Source organism: Limnohabitans sp., from assembly GCF_031538885.1.
GTDB lineage: Bacteria > Pseudomonadota > Gammaproteobacteria > Burkholderiales > Burkholderiaceae_C > Limnohabitans.
This window is the reverse complement of sequence record NZ_JAVKLW010000124.1, coordinates 1-15,590: the sequence shown is the minus strand read 5'-3', so window position 1 is coordinate 15,590 and position 15,590 is coordinate 1. Positions and strand designations below refer to the sequence as shown.

General features: G+C 54.7%; 24 protein-coding genes, 1 tRNA gene and 1 pseudogene. 3 read left to right on the top strand and 23 right to left on the bottom strand.

Annotated elements, in window-relative coordinates:
• The 15 genes and pseudogenes from rpsD to rplN form a co-directional block, all read right to left on the bottom strand.
• A pseudogene (gene rpsD, locus RMS03_RS09950) lies at positions 1-92 on the bottom strand (30S ribosomal protein S4); the annotation flags it as partial.
• 102 nt (positions 93-194) lie between these two features.
• Positions 195-596, bottom strand: coding sequence for a 30S ribosomal protein S11 (gene rpsK, locus RMS03_RS09945; protein WP_100133809.1), 402 nt, complete (start codon positions 594-596; stop codon positions 195-197).
• 12 nt (positions 597-608) lie between these two features.
• Positions 609-974 (bottom strand): 30S ribosomal protein S13, encoded by a 366-nt coding sequence (gene rpsM / locus RMS03_RS09940; RefSeq protein ID WP_104796727.1) that lies wholly within the window; start codon positions 972-974, stop codon positions 609-611.
• 25 nt (positions 975-999) lie between these two features.
• Positions 1,000-1,113: a 50S ribosomal protein L36 gene (gene rpmJ / locus RMS03_RS09935; protein WP_011481465.1), complete on the bottom strand. Its 114-nt coding sequence runs from the start codon at positions 1,111-1,113 to the stop codon at positions 1,000-1,002.
• 69 nt (positions 1,114-1,182) lie between these two features.
• Positions 1,183-2,496, bottom strand: coding sequence for a preprotein translocase subunit SecY (gene secY, locus RMS03_RS09930; protein WP_310626906.1), 1,314 nt, complete (start codon positions 2,494-2,496; stop codon positions 1,183-1,185).
• A 28-nt stretch (positions 2,497-2,524) separates the two neighbouring features.
• Positions 2,525-2,956 carry a 50S ribosomal protein L15 gene (rplO, locus tag RMS03_RS09925; protein ID WP_310626905.1) on the bottom strand — a complete coding sequence of 144 codons (432 nt, stop codon included), beginning with the start codon at positions 2,954-2,956 and terminating at the stop codon, positions 2,525-2,527.
• Between the two features lie 10 nt (positions 2,957-2,966).
• Positions 2,967-3,149 (bottom strand): 50S ribosomal protein L30, encoded by a 183-nt coding sequence (gene rpmD, locus RMS03_RS09920; RefSeq protein ID WP_310626904.1) that lies wholly within the window; start codon positions 3,147-3,149, stop codon positions 2,967-2,969.
• A 14-nt stretch (positions 3,150-3,163) separates the two neighbouring features.
• Positions 3,164-3,682 carry a 30S ribosomal protein S5 gene (gene rpsE / locus RMS03_RS09915; protein WP_310626903.1) on the bottom strand — a complete coding sequence of 173 codons (519 nt, stop codon included), beginning with the start codon at positions 3,680-3,682 and terminating at the stop codon, positions 3,164-3,166.
• 18 nt (positions 3,683-3,700) lie between these two features.
• Positions 3,701-4,066 (bottom strand): 50S ribosomal protein L18, encoded by a 366-nt coding sequence (gene rplR, locus RMS03_RS09910; protein WP_310626902.1) that lies wholly within the window; start codon positions 4,064-4,066, stop codon positions 3,701-3,703.
• Positions 4,067-4,077: 11 nt separating this feature from the next.
• Positions 4,078-4,611, bottom strand: coding sequence for a 50S ribosomal protein L6 (gene rplF, locus RMS03_RS09905; protein ID WP_310626901.1), 534 nt, complete (start codon positions 4,609-4,611; stop codon positions 4,078-4,080).
• Between the two features lie 24 nt (positions 4,612-4,635).
• Complete coding sequence (rpsH, locus tag RMS03_RS09900; RefSeq protein WP_310626900.1) at positions 4,636-5,031, bottom strand: 30S ribosomal protein S8; 396 nt, start codon at positions 5,029-5,031, stop codon at positions 4,636-4,638.
• A gap of 17 nt (positions 5,032-5,048) precedes the next feature.
• The gene (rpsN, locus tag RMS03_RS09895; protein WP_310626899.1) at positions 5,049-5,354 is read right to left on the bottom strand and encodes a 30S ribosomal protein S14; all 306 of its coding nucleotides are present in this window, start codon (positions 5,352-5,354) and stop codon (positions 5,049-5,051) included.
• The gene (rplE, locus tag RMS03_RS09890; protein WP_310626898.1) at positions 5,347-5,901 is read right to left on the bottom strand and encodes a 50S ribosomal protein L5; all 555 of its coding nucleotides are present in this window, start codon (positions 5,899-5,901) and stop codon (positions 5,347-5,349) included. The genes rpsN and rplE overlap by 8 nt, the downstream gene beginning before the upstream one ends.
• A 2-nt stretch (positions 5,902-5,903) precedes the next feature.
• Positions 5,904-6,224 carry a 50S ribosomal protein L24 gene (rplX, locus tag RMS03_RS09885; RefSeq protein ID WP_310626897.1) on the bottom strand — a complete coding sequence of 107 codons (321 nt, stop codon included), beginning with the start codon at positions 6,222-6,224 and terminating at the stop codon, positions 5,904-5,906.
• Positions 6,225-6,233: 9 nt separating this feature from the next.
• Positions 6,234-6,602 carry a 50S ribosomal protein L14 gene (gene rplN, locus RMS03_RS09880; protein WP_025596343.1) on the bottom strand — a complete coding sequence of 123 codons (369 nt, stop codon included), beginning with the start codon at positions 6,600-6,602 and terminating at the stop codon, positions 6,234-6,236.
• A 219-nt stretch (positions 6,603-6,821) separates the two neighbouring features.
• On the opposite strand from rplN, the gene proC reads away from it, so the two are divergent.
• Positions 6,822-7,652, top strand: coding sequence for a pyrroline-5-carboxylate reductase (proC, locus tag RMS03_RS09875; protein WP_310626896.1), 831 nt, complete (start codon positions 6,822-6,824; stop codon positions 7,650-7,652).
• 53 nt (positions 7,653-7,705) lie between these two features.
• A complete protein-coding gene (locus RMS03_RS09870; protein ID WP_310626895.1) occupies positions 7,706-7,930 on the top strand; it encodes a hypothetical protein in 225 nt (74 codons plus the stop codon).
• 82 nt (positions 7,931-8,012) lie between these two features.
• Here the strand turns inward: RMS03_RS09870 and RMS03_RS09865 are convergent, their stop codons facing one another.
• From RMS03_RS09865 to RMS03_RS09850, 4 genes are all read right to left on the bottom strand, one after another.
• A complete protein-coding gene (locus RMS03_RS09865) occupies positions 8,013-8,915 on the bottom strand; it encodes a 4-hydroxybenzoate octaprenyltransferase (protein WP_310626894.1) in 903 nt (300 codons plus the stop codon).
• Positions 8,916-8,925: 10 nt separating this feature from the next.
• Positions 8,926-9,891, bottom strand: a complete 966-nt coding sequence (locus RMS03_RS09860; RefSeq protein WP_310626893.1) for a LysR substrate-binding domain-containing protein — start codon at positions 9,889-9,891, stop codon at positions 8,926-8,928.
• A 4-nt stretch (positions 9,892-9,895) separates the two neighbouring features.
• Positions 9,896-12,046 (bottom strand): ATP-dependent DNA helicase RecG, encoded by a 2,151-nt coding sequence (gene recG, locus RMS03_RS09855; RefSeq protein WP_405023525.1) that lies wholly within the window; start codon positions 12,044-12,046, stop codon positions 9,896-9,898.
• Positions 12,047-12,404: 358 nt separating this feature from the next.
• Positions 12,405-12,480: transfer RNA gene (locus RMS03_RS09850), tRNA-Arg, on the bottom strand.
• Between the two features lie 76 nt (positions 12,481-12,556).
• On the opposite strand from RMS03_RS09850, the gene RMS03_RS09845 reads away from it, so the two are divergent.
• Complete coding sequence (locus tag RMS03_RS09845; protein ID WP_310626892.1) at positions 12,557-13,060, top strand: c-type cytochrome; 504 nt, start codon at positions 12,557-12,559, stop codon at positions 13,058-13,060.
• 39 nt (positions 13,061-13,099) lie between these two features.
• Here the strand turns inward: RMS03_RS09845 and RMS03_RS09840 are convergent, their stop codons facing one another.
• The 4 genes from RMS03_RS09840 to RMS03_RS09825 form a co-directional block, all read right to left on the bottom strand.
• Positions 13,100-13,639: a DUF2946 family protein gene (locus tag RMS03_RS09840; RefSeq protein ID WP_310626891.1), complete on the bottom strand. Its 540-nt coding sequence runs from the start codon at positions 13,637-13,639 to the stop codon at positions 13,100-13,102.
• A complete protein-coding gene (locus tag RMS03_RS09835) occupies positions 13,632-14,564 on the bottom strand; it encodes an alpha/beta fold hydrolase (protein ID WP_310626890.1) in 933 nt (310 codons plus the stop codon). Before RMS03_RS09835 ends, RMS03_RS09840 begins: the two co-directional genes overlap by 8 nt.
• 41 nt (positions 14,565-14,605) lie before the next feature.
• The gene (locus RMS03_RS09830; RefSeq protein ID WP_310626889.1) at positions 14,606-15,055 is read right to left on the bottom strand and encodes a nuclear transport factor 2 family protein; all 450 of its coding nucleotides are present in this window, start codon (positions 15,053-15,055) and stop codon (positions 14,606-14,608) included.
• A 96-nt stretch (positions 15,056-15,151) separates the two neighbouring features.
• Positions 15,152-15,568 carry a F0F1 ATP synthase subunit epsilon gene (locus RMS03_RS09825; RefSeq protein WP_310626888.1) on the bottom strand — a complete coding sequence of 139 codons (417 nt, stop codon included), beginning with the start codon at positions 15,566-15,568 and terminating at the stop codon, positions 15,152-15,154.
• Positions 15,569-15,590: the final 22 nt, after the last annotated feature.

The following is a 15,590-nucleotide window of genomic DNA, read 5'->3' as shown; positions in this document are numbered from 1 at the left end:
TTGTCGCTGATAGAGCGGCGTGCGCTCTTCAAGAACAAGTCGGTGCCTTCACGGCGTGAGAGTTTGGCCTTGGGGCCTAGGTAACGTGCCACTTGAATTTCCTTATCTAATCAGCTGCTCGCTAGAAGCGAGGAGCCGCTGGGGGTTAGCCAGCGGCGGTGGGCTTGTGGTTAACAGTAAAAGACGAAAAACGCTTAGATGCGACGACGTTTTTGTGGACGGCAACCGTTGTGCGGCACTGGCGTCACGTCAGCGATCGAGTTGATGCGAATGCCCAATGCGGCCAAAGCACGCACTGAGGATTCACGACCAGGGCCTGGACCTTTGATTTCGACATCAAGATTTTTGATGCCTTGATCAACGGCAGCGCGCCCCGCAACTTCCGAAGCCACTTGAGCTGCGAAAGGTGTGGACTTGCGTGAACCCTTGAAACCTTGACCACCTGACGAAGCCCATGACAAAGCATTGCCTTGGCGGTCGGTGATGGTGATGATGGTGTTGTTGAACGATGCGTGAACGTGCGCAATGCCGTCAGCAATGTTCTTACGAACTTTTTTACGTACGCGAGAAGCTGCGCCGCTTGGAGATTTAGCCATTGTCTAATCCTGTTATTTCTTCAACGACTGGGCTGCTTTACGCGGACCCTTGCGTGTGCGAGCGTTGGTACGCGTACGTTGACCACGCATTGGCAAGCCACGACGGTGACGGAAACCGCGGTAGCAACCAATATCCATCAAACGCTTAATGTTCATAGTTGTTTCGCGACGTAAGTCGCCTTCAATCGTGAACTCGGCGATCTGGTCACGAATCTTTTCGAGATCCGAGTCAGTCAGATCTTTGATCTTCTTTGCGTAATCAATGCCGCATGCTTCGCAAATTTTACGAGCGCGTGTGCGACCAATACCGAAAATCGATGTCAAACCGATTTCAGCGTGTTTGTGCGGCGGAATGTTAATGCCAGCGATACGTGCCATGTGCGTCCTCTTTAAACCAGTTCAATCAACCTTGGCGCTGTTTGTGGCGTGGATCTGTACAGATCACACGAACCACGCCCTTGCGGCGGATGATTTTGCAGTTGCGGCAAATTTTTTTGACCGAAGCCGAAACTCTCATTTCACTCTCCTAAAACTCATTTTATTTCACACCGTTATGGCATGAAACACGACTTTTTACTTTGGCTCGTTAGAGCGTTGTTTTGAAACTTGCTTTCTTCAACAGAGAATCGTACTGTTGGCTCATCATGTAGTTTTGCACTTGGGCCATAAAGTCCATCGTCACAACCACAATAATCAGCAACGATGTACCACCGAAGTAGAAAGGCACGTTGTATTTCAAGATCAAGAACTCAGGTAACAAGCACACAAAGGTGATGTACACGGCGCCCGCAAGCGTGAGTCGAACCAAAATTTTGTCGATGTATTTGGCAGTGTGATCGCCGGGACGAATACCGGGAACAAAAGCACCGCTCTTCTTCAGATTATCCGCTGTTTCTCGGCTATTAAAAACCAAGGCGGTGTAAAAGAAGCAAAAGAAAACAATCGCAGCTGCATACAACATCACATAGACAGGCTGCCCGGGTGCAAGTGCTGCAGAAATGTCTTTGAGCCAACGCATGCCGTCACCAGAGCTGAACCAGCTCACCACAGTTGCGGGCAAAAGAATGATGGACGAGGCAAAGATGGGAGGAATGACACCGGCCATGTTTAATTTCAAGGGCAAGTGGGACGATTGACCGCCATACACTTTGTTGCCCACTTGGCGACGCGCATAGTTCACCAAGATTTTGCGTTGCCCGCGCTCCACGAATACCACGAAGTAAGTGACCAAAGCCACCACAATCACAATCAAGATGGCCGCCAAGATACTCATCGCGCCTGTACGCACCAACTCAAGCAAACCACCAATAGAACCGGGCAAGCCTGCTGCGATACCCGCAAAAATCAAAATAGAGATGCCATTGCCCAAACCACGCTCCGTGATTTGTTCGCCCAACCACATCAGAAACATAGTGCCTGCTGTCAAGCTGACCATGGCTGTCATGCGGAAACCAAAGCCTGGCACGTTCACCAAACCGGCTGATGCTTCCAACGCTAATGCAATGCCCATGGATTGGAACAAAGCCAAGCCCAAAGTGCCGAAACGTGTGTACTGCGTGATCTTGCGACGACCTGCTTCGCCCTCTTTTTTGAGTTGCTCCAAAGAAGGCAACACATAGGTGAGCAACTGCATGATGATCGATGCAGAGATGTAGGGCATGATGCCCAACGCGAACACCGTGAAGCGCGACAAAGCACCACCCGAGAACATATTAAACAAGCTCAAAATACCGCCCTGCTGGCCCTTGAAAAGTTGCTGCAACTGATCTGGGTTGATACCGGGCACAGGAATGTGTGCACCCACACGGTAAACCACCAAGGCGAACAACAAAAAGACGAGACGACGACGGAGGTCGCCGAACTTGTCGTTGTTGCCTATCAATGAAGGTTGGGTGGCCACAGAGTGCTATTCCTGTTAAATCGTGAGATTAGGCGACAGAGCCGCCAGCAGCTTCAATCGCAGCTTTAGCGCCAGCAGTCACGCCAATGCCGTTGAGCTTGACCGCGGTGGTCAGCTCACCAGTCTTGACAACTTTGACAACACGAGCAATAGAAGCCACGAGGCCAGCCGCCTTCAATGTCAACATATCCACCTCAGGAGCGCCGAGTTGTTGCAAGTCAGCCAAAGTCACTTCGTCGTTGTACTTCAACGTAGTGGACTTGAAACCGCGTTTAGGCAAACGACGTTGCAAAGGCATTTGACCGCCCTCGAAACCAACCTTATGGTAGCCACCTGAACGTGACTTTTGACCTTTGTGACCACGACCAGCTGTCTTGCCGAGGCCAGAGCCGATGCCGCGACCAACACGACGCTTGGCATGTTTCGCGCCGGGTGCGTGGGTGATGTTATTGAGTTCCATCTTTAACCTTTTACAGCACTTTGATCAGGTAGCTGATCTTGTTAATCATGCCGCGCACTGCAGGCGTGTCTTGCAACTCGCTCACAGAATTCAGTTTGCGCAAACCCAAGCCACGAACGGTGGCACGGTGCGATTCTTTGGTACCAATTGGGCTACGCACCAATTGAATCTTGACAGTTTGAGGGGTAGTCATCGAATGCTCCGAAATTAGGCGAAGATTTCTTCGATATTCTTGCCACGCTTAGCCGCCACTTCCGAAGGCGTGGTGGAATTGCTCAAGGCGTCCAACGTTGCACGAACCATGTTGTAGGGGTTCGATGTACCGTGGCTCTTTGCCACGATGTCGGTGATGCCCATCACTTCGAACACAGCGCGCATAGGGCCGCCCGCAATGATGCCCGTACCCTTAGGTGCGGGAATCATCATGACGTTTGCAGCACCGTGACGGCCATGCACCTTATGGTGAATGGTGCCGTTTTTCAACGTGACTTTGGTCATGTTGCGACGGGCTTCTTCCATCGCTTTTTGGACTGCGGCGGGCACTTCTTTCGACTTGCCTTTACCCATCCCCACGCGGCCATCGCCATCACCCACCACAGTCAAAGCAGCGAAACCGAGAATACGGCCGCCCTTAACTACTTTGGTGACGCGATTGACCGCGATCATTTTTTCGCGGAGACCGTCTTCTGGACCGTCACCCTGCGCTTTAGCTTGAAATTTAGCCATGTGTAATTTCCAATCCGATTAGAACTGCAAGCCAGCTTCGCGAGCTGCGTCGGCTAAAGCTTTGACGCGACCGTGGTAAGCGAAACCTGAACGGTCAAACGCCACTTTGTCAACGCCAGCTTTTTTCGCTTTTTCAGCGATCAGCTTGCCAATCACTTGCGCAGCATTGACGTTGCCGCCTTTGCCTGTTGCGCCCAGTTGCTTGCGCACATCGGTTTCGGCAGAAGATGCCGAGGCAACCACTTTGGTGCCACAAGCAGAAATCACGCTGGCGTAGATGTGCAAGTTGGTGCGGTTCACCATCAAACGTGCAACGCCTTGGTTGGCGATGCGGATACGTGTTTGACGTGCCCGGCGGAGTCGCTGCTCTTTTTTGGTCAACATGTTGCAGCTCCTTATTTCTTCTTGGTCTCTTTGATCGTGATCTTCTCATCCGAATAACGGATACCCTTGCCCTTGTAAGGCTCTGGGGGGCGAATCGCACGAATCTCAGCAGCCACTTGACCTACGCGTTGACGGTCAGCACCTTTAATGATGATTTCCGTAGCGGCAGGTGTTTCAACTTTGATGCCCTCTGGCATGTCTTTGTTCACGGGGTGAGAAAATCCCACCGCGAGGTTGAGCTTGCCACCTTGGGCAGCAGCTTTGTAACCCACGCCTACCAAGAGCAACTTCTTTTCGAAACCTTTGGTCACACCAGTCACCATGTTGTTCACCAACTGGCGCAATGTGCCGCTCATGGCATTTGCTTCACGTGACTCATCGACCGGCGTGAATGTCACTTGACCGGTTTCGTTGACAACCTTCACCAATGCATGGGAAGCCACCGACAGCGAACCGCCGGAACCTTTGACACTGATTTGGGCGCTATTGATTGACACATCCACACCTTGGGGGATGGTCACAGGCATTTTTCCTACTCGGGACATTTCAGTCTTTCCTTTAGCCTGCGGTTAAGCGACGTAGCACAGCACTTCACCACCGACACCGGTAGCGCGTGCTTTACGGTCAGTCATCACACCTTTAGGTGTCGTGACAATTGCCACACCCATGCCATTCATGACTTGAGGGATAGCGCCGCAGCCTTTGTAAACGCGCAAACCAGGACGGCTCACACGCTCAATGCGTTCGATCACTGGACGACCCGCGTAGTACTTGAGAGCAATCTCAAGCTCAGTCTTGCCAGCGTCTTTTTTAATTTGAAAACCGTCGATGTAGCCTTCGTCTTTCAGCACTTGCGCGATAGCGATCTTCACTTTAGAAGATGGCACCATCACAGTGGGCTTAGCCACCATTTGCGCGTTGCGGATGCGAGTCAGCAAGTCGGCGATTGGATCACTCATGCTCATATTGAATCTCCTGCCTATTACCAGCTGGCTTTGGTGATGCCGGGAATATTGCCTTGGAAGGCAAGTTCACGGATCTTGGCGCGGCCAAGGCCGAATTGGCGGAATGTGCCACGTGGACGCCCCGTAATCGCACAACGGTTACGTTGACGCGTGGGATTCGCGTTGCGTGGCAGCTTTTGCAAACCCAAACGGGCAGCTGCGCGCTCTTCATCGCTACGCTTGAAATCGTTGGCAATTGCCCTCAACTCAGTGTGCTTTGCAGCGTACTTTGCAACCAAACGGTCACGCTTGAGCTCGCGCTCGATCAATGCTTGTTTAGCCACGTGCCACCTCTGTCTTGAATGGGAAACGGAAACCTGCGAGGAGCGCCTTGCACTCTTCGTCGGTCTTGGCCGTCGTGGTGATGCTGATGTTGAGGCCGCGCAGTGCGTCGACTTTGTCGTACTCAATCTCGGGGAAAATGATTTGCTCTTTCACACCAATGTTGTAGTTACCACGACCATCGAAAGCGCGAGCAGAAATACCACGGAAGTCACGGACGCGAGGCAACGCCACGGTCACGAAACGATCCAAAAATTCATACATCCGCACGCCGCGCAAAGTCACCATGCAACCGATAGGCTGGCCTTCACGGATTTTGAAACCCGCAATCGCTTTCTTAGCCTTGGTCACCACAGGCTTTTGGCCGGCGATTTTTGTCAGGTCGCTCACAGCGTTGTCCATGACTTTTTTATCAGCCACAGCTTCGCTTACACCCATGTTCAACGTGATCTTGGTCAAACGAGGAACCTGCATGGGCGATGCATAACCGAACTTAGCAGTCAGTTCAGCCACTACTTTTTCGCGATAGTGTTGTTGGAGTCGTGCCATATTTATGCCGCCTTGATTTCTTCGCCACTGGACTTGTAAACGCGCACTTTGCCGCCGCCTGCCAGGACTTTGATGCCAACACGATCAGCCTTACCTGTAGCAGCATTGAAAATGGCTACGTTGGACTGATGGATGGGCATTGTTTTTTCAACGATGCCGCCTTGCGTACCAGCCATTGGGTTTGGCTTGGCGTGCTTCTTCACCAAGTTAATACCGTCGACCAGCAGATGGCTGTCGTCTTTACGCAGCGACACAACGCCACGTCTACCTTTATCACGCCCAGTAAGGACGATGACTTGGTCGCCTTTGCGAATCTTGTTCATTGTTAGCCCTTACAGAACTTCAGGAGCCAATGACACGATCTTCATGAACTTCTCAGTACGCAACTCGCGCGTCACTGGACCGAAGATACGGGTGCCGATAGGCTCCAACTTTGCATTCAGCAACACAGCTGCGTTGCCATCGAATTTAACGAGCGAACCGTCGCCACGGCGGATGCCTTTGGCAGTACGCACCACAACAGCGCTATACACCTCGCCTTTTTTGACGCGGCCACGCGGAGCGGCTTCTTTAATGCTCACCTTGATGATGTCACCCACGCTTGCATAGCGACGCTTAGAACCGCCGAGCACCTTAATGCACAGAACGGACTTAGCGCCGGTGTTGTCAGCGACATCTAACCGAGATTCAGTTTGGATCATTTCAATATTTCCCAACTTGCATCAGTCTTTGCTCAACTTGCGTCAAACACCGAACCGATCAGTCTTGGGCCCGTCATCCACATCGCGAACCACTCGCAACGCTTCAACTTGGGGCAGATAAAGCCCGCTTTTTTAGCGGAGCCGCAGATTATGCCATAACTTTTTGGTCCGCGTCAAACTTTTTTCGCGAATCTTTTAGGTTTCGCAGACAATTCCTGCATGTCTACACCCTCCAACCCCTCTCAAACCCTCGCATTCATTGGCGGCGGCAACATGGCCAGCGCCATCATTGGCGGCCTGATCAAGCAAGGCACGCCCGCCAAAAGCATCTTGGTGGTTGAACCTTTTGAAGAGGCGCGCCAGCGTCTACAGACCCAATTTGGCGTACGCATCTTGGCGGCCGCTGACACCACTTTGGCCAAAGCAGGCATGGTAATTTGGGCCGTCAAGCCTCAAACCTTCAAGGATGCCGCCCAGCAAACCCATGATTTCTGCACCAACGCGCTTCATTTGAGCGTCGCCGCAGGCATTCGCAGCGACAGCATCGCCAACTGGCTGGGCACCGAGCGTGTGGTGCGCGCCATGCCCAACACCCCCGCCTTGGTGGGGCTGGGTCAAACGGGCCTATTTGCCCGCGCCGCTGTGACTTCTGCAGACAAATCTTGGATTGAACAAGTCATTGCCACAACGGGTGCCCTGCTTTGGGTAGCAGAGGAACCGTTGCTCGACGCTGTCACAGCCATCTCAGGCTCCGGTCCTGCTTATGTCTTCTTTTTCATCGAAGCCATGGTCGAGGCAGGTGTGAAGATGGGCCTCACCGCCGCGCAAGCCACGCAATTGGCGATTGGCACATTTGAAGGCGCCTCGCAACTGGCCAAAAGCGCCAGCGAGCCCCCTTCTGTACTGCGCGAACGTGTCACATCCAAAGGTGGCACCACCTACGCCGCCCTCACGTCCATGCAAGAAGCACATGTCGGCGAACTGTTTCAAACTGCGCTCAAGGCCGCCCAACATCGTGCGCGTGAACTCGGCAACGAGTTTGGCGTTTAAAGCCCACACGAGTAGTGAGACAATACTTTGTTGATTTTTATTACCTTGATTCCATGAACAAACTTTTGATTTCTCTTTTCTCGGCTGCTGCTTTAGCCTTGCCTTTGACATCGACAGCACAAGCGCCGACCACGCCAGCAGCGCCCGCCGCACAACCCGAACAAGCCACCAGCCCCTCAGTAGGCAATAGCGATTCAAGCACTGCCAAAAAGGCATCTAAGAAGTCCAAGAAAAAGAAACTGAAAAAGAAAAAATCTAAAAAGAGCAAAGCTCATTAAGTCCATCGCTTAAAGCTTTCCAACAAAAAAGCGCTTGCGGCATCTGCCCAAGCGCTTTTCTTATGGCTGTTCGATGCAGCCGTCAGCGCGCAGTGTAACCCAGCGCAACGCCTGCAAACATCGTGGCACCCAACCAATGGTTCAAGCGAAATGCCCGAAAGCAACCCTCTCGCGAGCGATCTAAGATCAAAAAGAAATGCCACGCCACTTGCAACCCCGCCAAGCACAAAGCAAACGTCCAAGGGCCTCCGAGTTGCCTGCGCGCAAGCAAGCCGTACCAACCGCACAAATAAATCGCATAAAACGCCATGATGGCCGACACATCATGGCGACCCAGCGTGATGGCCGAAGTCTTCATGCCGATGCGCAAATCATCGTCACGGTCCACCATGGCGTACTCGGTGTCATAGGCCAACACCCAAAACAAATTGAACAGCATCAAACCCCAGGCTTGCATTGGCACGGCATCGCTCAAGCTTTGCAGTGTGATGTCTTGCCACGTCAGGCTTGCACCTCCCACTGCCACAAACGCTAAGGGAATGCCAAAGCTAAACGCCACGCCCAGCACCGCTTGTGGCATGGTCACGTAGCGCTTGGCGTAGGGATACATCAAGGTCACCGCCAAGCCCGCAAACGACCACACGATGGTGGCAGGGTTGGTGGTCAGCACCAAGCCAAACGCCAGCACCGCCAGCACCGCGCCCAACAACAACGCCTCACGCACAGACACCGCGCCACGGGTGACAGGCCGCTCCGCGGTGCGCTTGACGTGGCGGTCAAAGTCGCGGTCGGCCACATCGTTGATGCAACAGCCCGCACTGCGCATGAGGATGGTGCCCAAAACAAACACCGCCAACAAATGCCAACCCGGCCAACCCTCTGCCGCCACCCACAACGCCGAGAGCGAGGGCCACAGCAGCAGCAACCAACCGGCGGGGCGATTCCAGCGAATTAAATCCAAATACAAAGCCAAACGCTCACGCATCCACACGCCCTCAGGACAAACGGTTCACACCCGGCAACTCGCAGGCGTAAATCGCATTGCGCAAAGCTGCAATCGCCTCATAGCGCGTAAAGCTGCGACGCCATGCCAGCACCACACGACGCGTGGGCGGCTCACCCCCTTTGGCGTCGGTGATGGGCAAGTAGCGCACATAAGTTTCTTCGCTCTTCTTGCGTTTGGCCTGCGTGTTCAGAGCTTCTTTGGGCACGCTCAAACGTGGCACCAAAGTCACGCCCATGCCTGCCGCCACCATGTGCTTGATGGTCTCCAACGAGGAGCCTTCAAAGCTTTTTTGAATGCCCTCGGCATTGCTAGAAAAACGTGCAAATTCGGGGCACACCTCCAACACATGGTCACGAAAACAATGGCCATTGCCGAGCAACAACATGGTTTCGTTCTTCAACTCGTCCGCACTCACCTGCTTCAAAGCCGCCAGTGCGTGGTTGCTGGGCACCGCGGCCATGAAAGGCTCGTCATACAAGGGCGCAGTCGCAAGGCCTGTGTCTGGAAAAGGCTCGGCCAAGATGGCGCAATCAATCTCGCCGGTGCGCAGCACTTCTAGCAACTTGACGGTGAAGTTCTCTTGCAACATCAGTGGCATTTGCGGCGTTTTAGAAATGGCTTGGCGCACAAGACTTGGCAGTAAATAGGGGCCAATGGTGTAAATCACGCCCAGCTTCAGAGGACCCGCCAACGGGTCTTTGCCACGCTTGGCAATTTCTTTGATACTGGCCGCTTGCTCCAACACGCTTTGCGCTTGACGGATGATTTCTTCGCCCAGCCCCGTCACAGCCACCTCGTTCGCGCTGCGCTCAAACAGCTTGACGTCCAACTCTTCTTCGAGTTTTTTGATGGCCACCGACAACGTGGGTTGCGACACAAAGCAGGCCTCGGCTGCACGGCCAAAGTGTTTTTCGCGGGCCACGGCCACGATGTATTTGAGTTCGGTGAGGGTCATGTCTTTAAGCCTTCAAGAAGTCCGATTTTCCACCCAACCAACGGCTCACATGCCGCTGCGCCAACTCGGGGTAAACGTCCAGCATCAGCGGGGCCAATTCTCTGGCCCATTGCAGCAACTCACCATCCTCAGCCAAGGCGGCAAAACGCAGCAGTGCAGCCCCCGATTGGCGTGCGCCCAGAAACTCACCGGGGCCGCGAATTTCTAAATCACGCCTTGCGATTTCAAACCCGTCTGAAGTTTCCACCATCGCTCGCAGTCGCTCGCGTGCGGTCTCGCTCACGCGGCCACTCTCGCCCGTGGCGTACATCAACACACAGGCCGAGGCCGCAGCGCCGCGCCCCACACGCCCGCGCAACTGGTGCAATTGGCTCAGGCCAAAACGCTCGGCGTGTTCAATCACCATCAGTGACGCATTGGGCACATCCACGCCCACCTCAATCACCGTGGTGCTGACCAACACACCCATCAGCCCGCTTTCAAACTGAGCCATCACCGCTTTCTTGTCAGCCGGTGGCATGCGTGAATGCAGCAAACCCACCAGCACGGGCTTCACACCCGGTGGGTTGAGTGCCTCGGTCAGCAAGGCGTGGGTTTCGGTGGCATTGGTCAAATCCAGCGCTTCGCTTTCTTCAATCAACGGACACACCCAATACACCTGACGGCCTTCGTCCAACTGGTGGCGAATGCGCTCGATCAACTCATCACGCCGCGACTCCGACACCAACTTGGTCACCACCAGCGTTCGACCTGGCGGTAACTCATCCAAGGTCGAGACATCGAGGTCGGCGTAGTAGCTCATGGCCAGCGTACGCGGAATGGGAGTAGCGCTCATCATCAGCATATGCGGCTCTTGTTCGGGCATGCCGTCGTGCGTGAGCATCTTCTCGCGCAAGGCCAAACGCTGCGCCACGCCAAAACGGTGTTGCTCGTCAATGATGGCGAGCGCCAAGTTCTTGAACACCACCTGCTCTTGAATGACCGCATGCGTGCCCACCACCAGCGCGGCTTCGCCACTGGCAATCAGGCCCAGCATTTCGGTGCGTTCTTTTTTCTTTTGACTGCCCGTGAGCCATGCCACGCGCTTGCCCAACGGCGTCAGCAACGGCTCCAACCAGCCAATCAGTTTGCGAAAATGCTGCTCGGCCAAAATTTCGGTGGGGGCCATTAGCGCACATTGCCAACCGCCATCCATGGTCACCGCAGCAGCCAATGCCGCCACCACGGTTTTGCCTGAACCCACATCGCCTTGTAGCAAGCGGTGCATGGGCACTTGGCGCATCAGTTCCAGCGCAATTTCTTCACCCACGCGGCGCTGTGCGCCTGTCAAACCAAACGGCAGCACACCCAACAACTGCTCGTGCAAGCCGCCTTTTTTCAGCACCAGTGCAGGAGCACGCAACTCTTCACGCGCACGCTTGGACAACAACTGCGACAGCTGCTGTGCCAGCAGCTCTTCGGCCTTCAAACGTTGCCACGCAGGGTGTGTACGGTCTTCCAACTGCGCCAGCGACACATCAGGTGTGGGGTGATGCAAAAAGTGCAGCGACGCCTCAAGGCTCCACGACTTCGCACCCACACGCATGGCAGAGCGTGGCAGGTGTTCAGGCGGAATCGTCTCCACAAACGCGCCATGACGCGCCGCATGCACTAACCCGCTGTACACCGTCTTGCGCAAATACACCTGAGGCAGCCCCGCCGACGTGGGGTACACAGGCGTCAACGCCTGAGGTAGCTCGCCACCCGCCATGTGAAAGCTGGGGTGCATCATCGTGCGCCCCATGAAACCGCCCTTCACCTCACCCCGCAGGCGCAGACGGTTGCCCACCGCCAAGGCCTTTTGCTGCGACGGATAAAAACTAAAAAACCGCAAGGTGCAGGTGTCAGACCCATCCTCCACCATCACCAGCAATTGGCGGCGCGGTTTGTAGGTAATGTCGCACGAGACTACGGTGGCTTCGATTTGCGCCACGTCGCCCTCGTGCGTATCGGCCAAACGCACGAGGCGTGTTTCGTCCTCGTAGCGCAGCGGCAGATGCAAGGCCAAATCAATGTCGCGATCAAGCCCGAGCTTGCGCAACGCTTTTTGCGGCGCGGAGAGGGGCTTGGTTTCGGGTTTAGCCGCGGGCTTGGTTAATGACTTGGGGGCTGGCATGACTTGGATTGTGCCCGCCTGCTGACCTTGCTTTTTGACTGGCTCAGAGACTTGCCGCACCCGCTCAAACAGCTCAAACACCGTCAGCCTCAGGCCCACAGCGATCACCTCCAACGCATTCAACGTCGGATTGGCTTGCTCGTTTTCGATGCGGGCAATCTCAGGCGACTTGGTGCGCAGGCTGTGCGTGGCCTCGCGGCGCTTGCCTGCTTCGGTCAGTCCAAACAACGCGCAAATCATAAACGCCCAAGCGGTTGACCTTGAGGCGGGGAACTCGAATCATGTGTGACACCAAAGTGGGACACCATCGAGTTCTGAAAAGCAAAAAGTCCTTGACGAATCAAGGACTTATGCATGTTGGTGCGGCTGGCGGGGATCGAACCCACGACCCTTGGCTTCGGAGGCCAATACTCTATCCACTGAGCTACAGCCGCGCTTTGAGATGTTGGCATTGTAGGCGCCCCGCTATAATTTCTTTAGTTCTAGAGCCACTCCAAACAGGATTTAAAAATGAGCGACCAGCACCACGAAGACCACACCGGCCCCATCAAAAACCCCAAACAGCTTTTGTTGGCTGTGCTGTATTCGTTTGTGTTGCCTGTGTTCATCATCATTGGCTTGGTGGCCTATGTGGTTTCAGACAACAAGCCACAGGCTGGTTCATCTACTGCACCTGAAGCTGTGGCGGCTCGCATTCAAAAGGTAGGCTCTGTTGAGATCAAGGATGCCAACCGTGAGCCTCGCAGTGGTGAGGACGTTTACAAGGCGCAGTGTTCTGCTTGCCACGCCACGGGTGCAGCAGGCTCACCGAAATTCAGCGACGCTGGCGCCTGGGGCCCACGCATTGCCAAAGGCTATGAAGCTCTGTTGACTTCCGCGCTCAAGGGCAAGGGTGCGATGGGATCGCAAGGGGGTGGCGATTTTGAAGACTTCGAAATTGGCCGTGGCGTGGTGTATATAGCCAACGCTGGCGGTGCTAAGTTCACAGAACCCAAGAAGCCAGAAGGCAAGTAACGTCTTCCCAAAAAAACTGGCCTTTACTAGGCTGGTTTTTTACGTCCTGACTTGTTGGGTTTGCTGTTGTTGCGGGCTACGCACATAGCCAAAGCGATTGGGTAGTTTTTGTGCAAGCACTTGTTGTGGCACCCATAGCCCAGCCTCGATGCATTCAGCCGCTTGGTATACATCTTGGCTGTGGACCAAGCCAAATCCCTGATCGGTGTCGAGGTAAAGACGACCATGCTCATCCACAATGCAGCGCTGCATGCGTGCGTGTGTGCCTGTGTGCGACTGAATAGAGCCATCGGGCTGGAGACGCAAAACCCAAGGCGTGGCTTCTAGCTCGACATAGACGCGCTGTGGGCCATTTTGAAAAAACCACTGCCCTTGTGCGTCGCAAACGTAGTTGCGGGCGATGAAAGCCATCAATTTTTCGTGCACCAGGCGTGAGCCTTTGCTTTGGGTAAAGGGGCCGACGGCTTGGACTTGCTCGTCCCGCATGTACCAATCGCCGCGCGCATCCAAGCCCAACCAGCCGTAGCAGTCGGGCACATTGGGCCATTTGGCCATGGCTTGTTGTACGAGATCATCCATGTGTCATCCAATCCATCACTGCGCTGGGCATTTCTTGTAAGTCACCAGGAAACCGAGCCGAGGTAAAACCGACGTGTCCACCTTGCTCTGGCTGCCATAGCGTGACATGGCCACTCACTTGGCCATGCGCTGGCAAGCAACTGGCAGGAACGAAAGGGTCGTTGCGCGCGTTGAGCACCAAGGCAGGTACTTGCACATTGGACAGCACGGGTTTGGCACTGGCACGACGCCAGTAATCTTCTACGTTTTGAAAGCCATGAAGGGGCGCGGTGAAGGCGTCATCAAATGCGTACAAGGTGCTGGCAGCCATCACGGCTTGTGCGTCAAACAGTCCCGGAAATTGCTGCAACTTGTCCATCGCTCGGGGCTTCATAGAGGCGAGGAACATGCGGGCGTACACCGCTTTGTTGAAGCCGGTGTCAATGGCATGGCCGCTGGCCGTCAAATCAACTGGTGCGCATACCGAAGCAATGGCGTCCACCAAGCAGCCTGCTGCACCCCCCATCTCGCCTGCCCAGCGCATCAGGGCATTCCCACCTAAGGAGATGCCAACCGCGAAGACAAGTCCTTTGTGTTTGGCGCGGATTCGGGTCAGCATCCAGTCTATTTCTTCGTGGTCACCCGAGTGATAAGCCCTAGGTGCCGTGTTGGTTGCGCCGCTACAGCCCCTGAAATGTGGCACAACCATGTGCCAGCCTCGTCCATGTGTTTGTGCTTCAAATGCGGTTGCGTAATGGCTGCTGGATGAACCTTCTAGGCCATGAAACAGCACCAACAGCGGCGCCTCTTCAGCCAGAGGTGTAACTGCTTCTCGCCAGTCGACGTCTACAAAGTCAGCGTCTGGCGTAACCCACCGCTCACGTTGCCAGTTGATAGGCGCATCGCGGTGACCGTGAGCAACTTTGGCAGCGTAGATGGTTTGCATATTCCCCCCCGGCAACCACCAAGGGGCTTGATATCGCCAGATCAATGTAGTACCTGAGGCGAGTCGTGTGTTTCTGCATGTATCCCCGCCGTGCCGGGGCTGGCGTGGTGCGCCACCATACGCCAACCTTGTGGCGTACGTTGGTACACATTGGTGGTCACAACCACGGCATCTTGTGCGCCATCCGTGGTGAGCAAAGCCACACGTTCAATCACGTTGTGCATAGCACTGGCTAACGACTCCACCTTGCACACATGTTCAGGGTGTGCAGTGATCGTGCCATTAGCAAACATAGCTTCAAATGCGGCGCGAATGTTCGCGCTGCCGATCAGACGTGGGCCACCTGGGTGGGCACACACGATGTCGTCTTCATCGGCCCAGCAGGCCATGAGTTTTTCGATATCGCCTGTTTGCAAGGCTTCGTAAAACTGAGCCTCAATCGCATCGGCTGTGCCACCGACTGTGGCTGCTTGAAGTTTGGCTTTTGGCATGGTGCAAATTGTCAACTTATTTCAAAACGGGTCACGAGCAATAAAAAAGCCCCGACCGTGAGGAAGGGGCTTTTGAACGCTGAGGCGCACGCTGAATTACTTGTGTGCGCGGTAGCGGCGCAAGGCAGACAATTCAGCCGCCAAGATAGCCAGCTCTGAGCGAGCACGCGCCAAATCAACATCTGATTTTGCGTTCTTCACGGCTTCTTCAGCAGCGAGTTTGGCAGCATTTGCTTTTTCTTCGTCCATGTCTTTACCGCGCACTGCGGTGTCAGACATGACGGTGACGCAGTCAGGTTGCACTTCAAGAATGCCGCCGGCTACGAAAACAAACTCTTCCCCACCATCAGCCATGTGAATGCGCACCGAACCGGGACGGATGCGTGAAATCAGTGGCGTGTGGCGCGGATAAATACCGAGCTCGCCCGCCTCGCCTGGCAAAGCCACAAAAGTGGCTTCGCCGGAGAAGATCAACTCTTCTGCGCTGACGACATCTACGTGGATGGTACTCATAGGATCTCTCAGATCTTCTTAG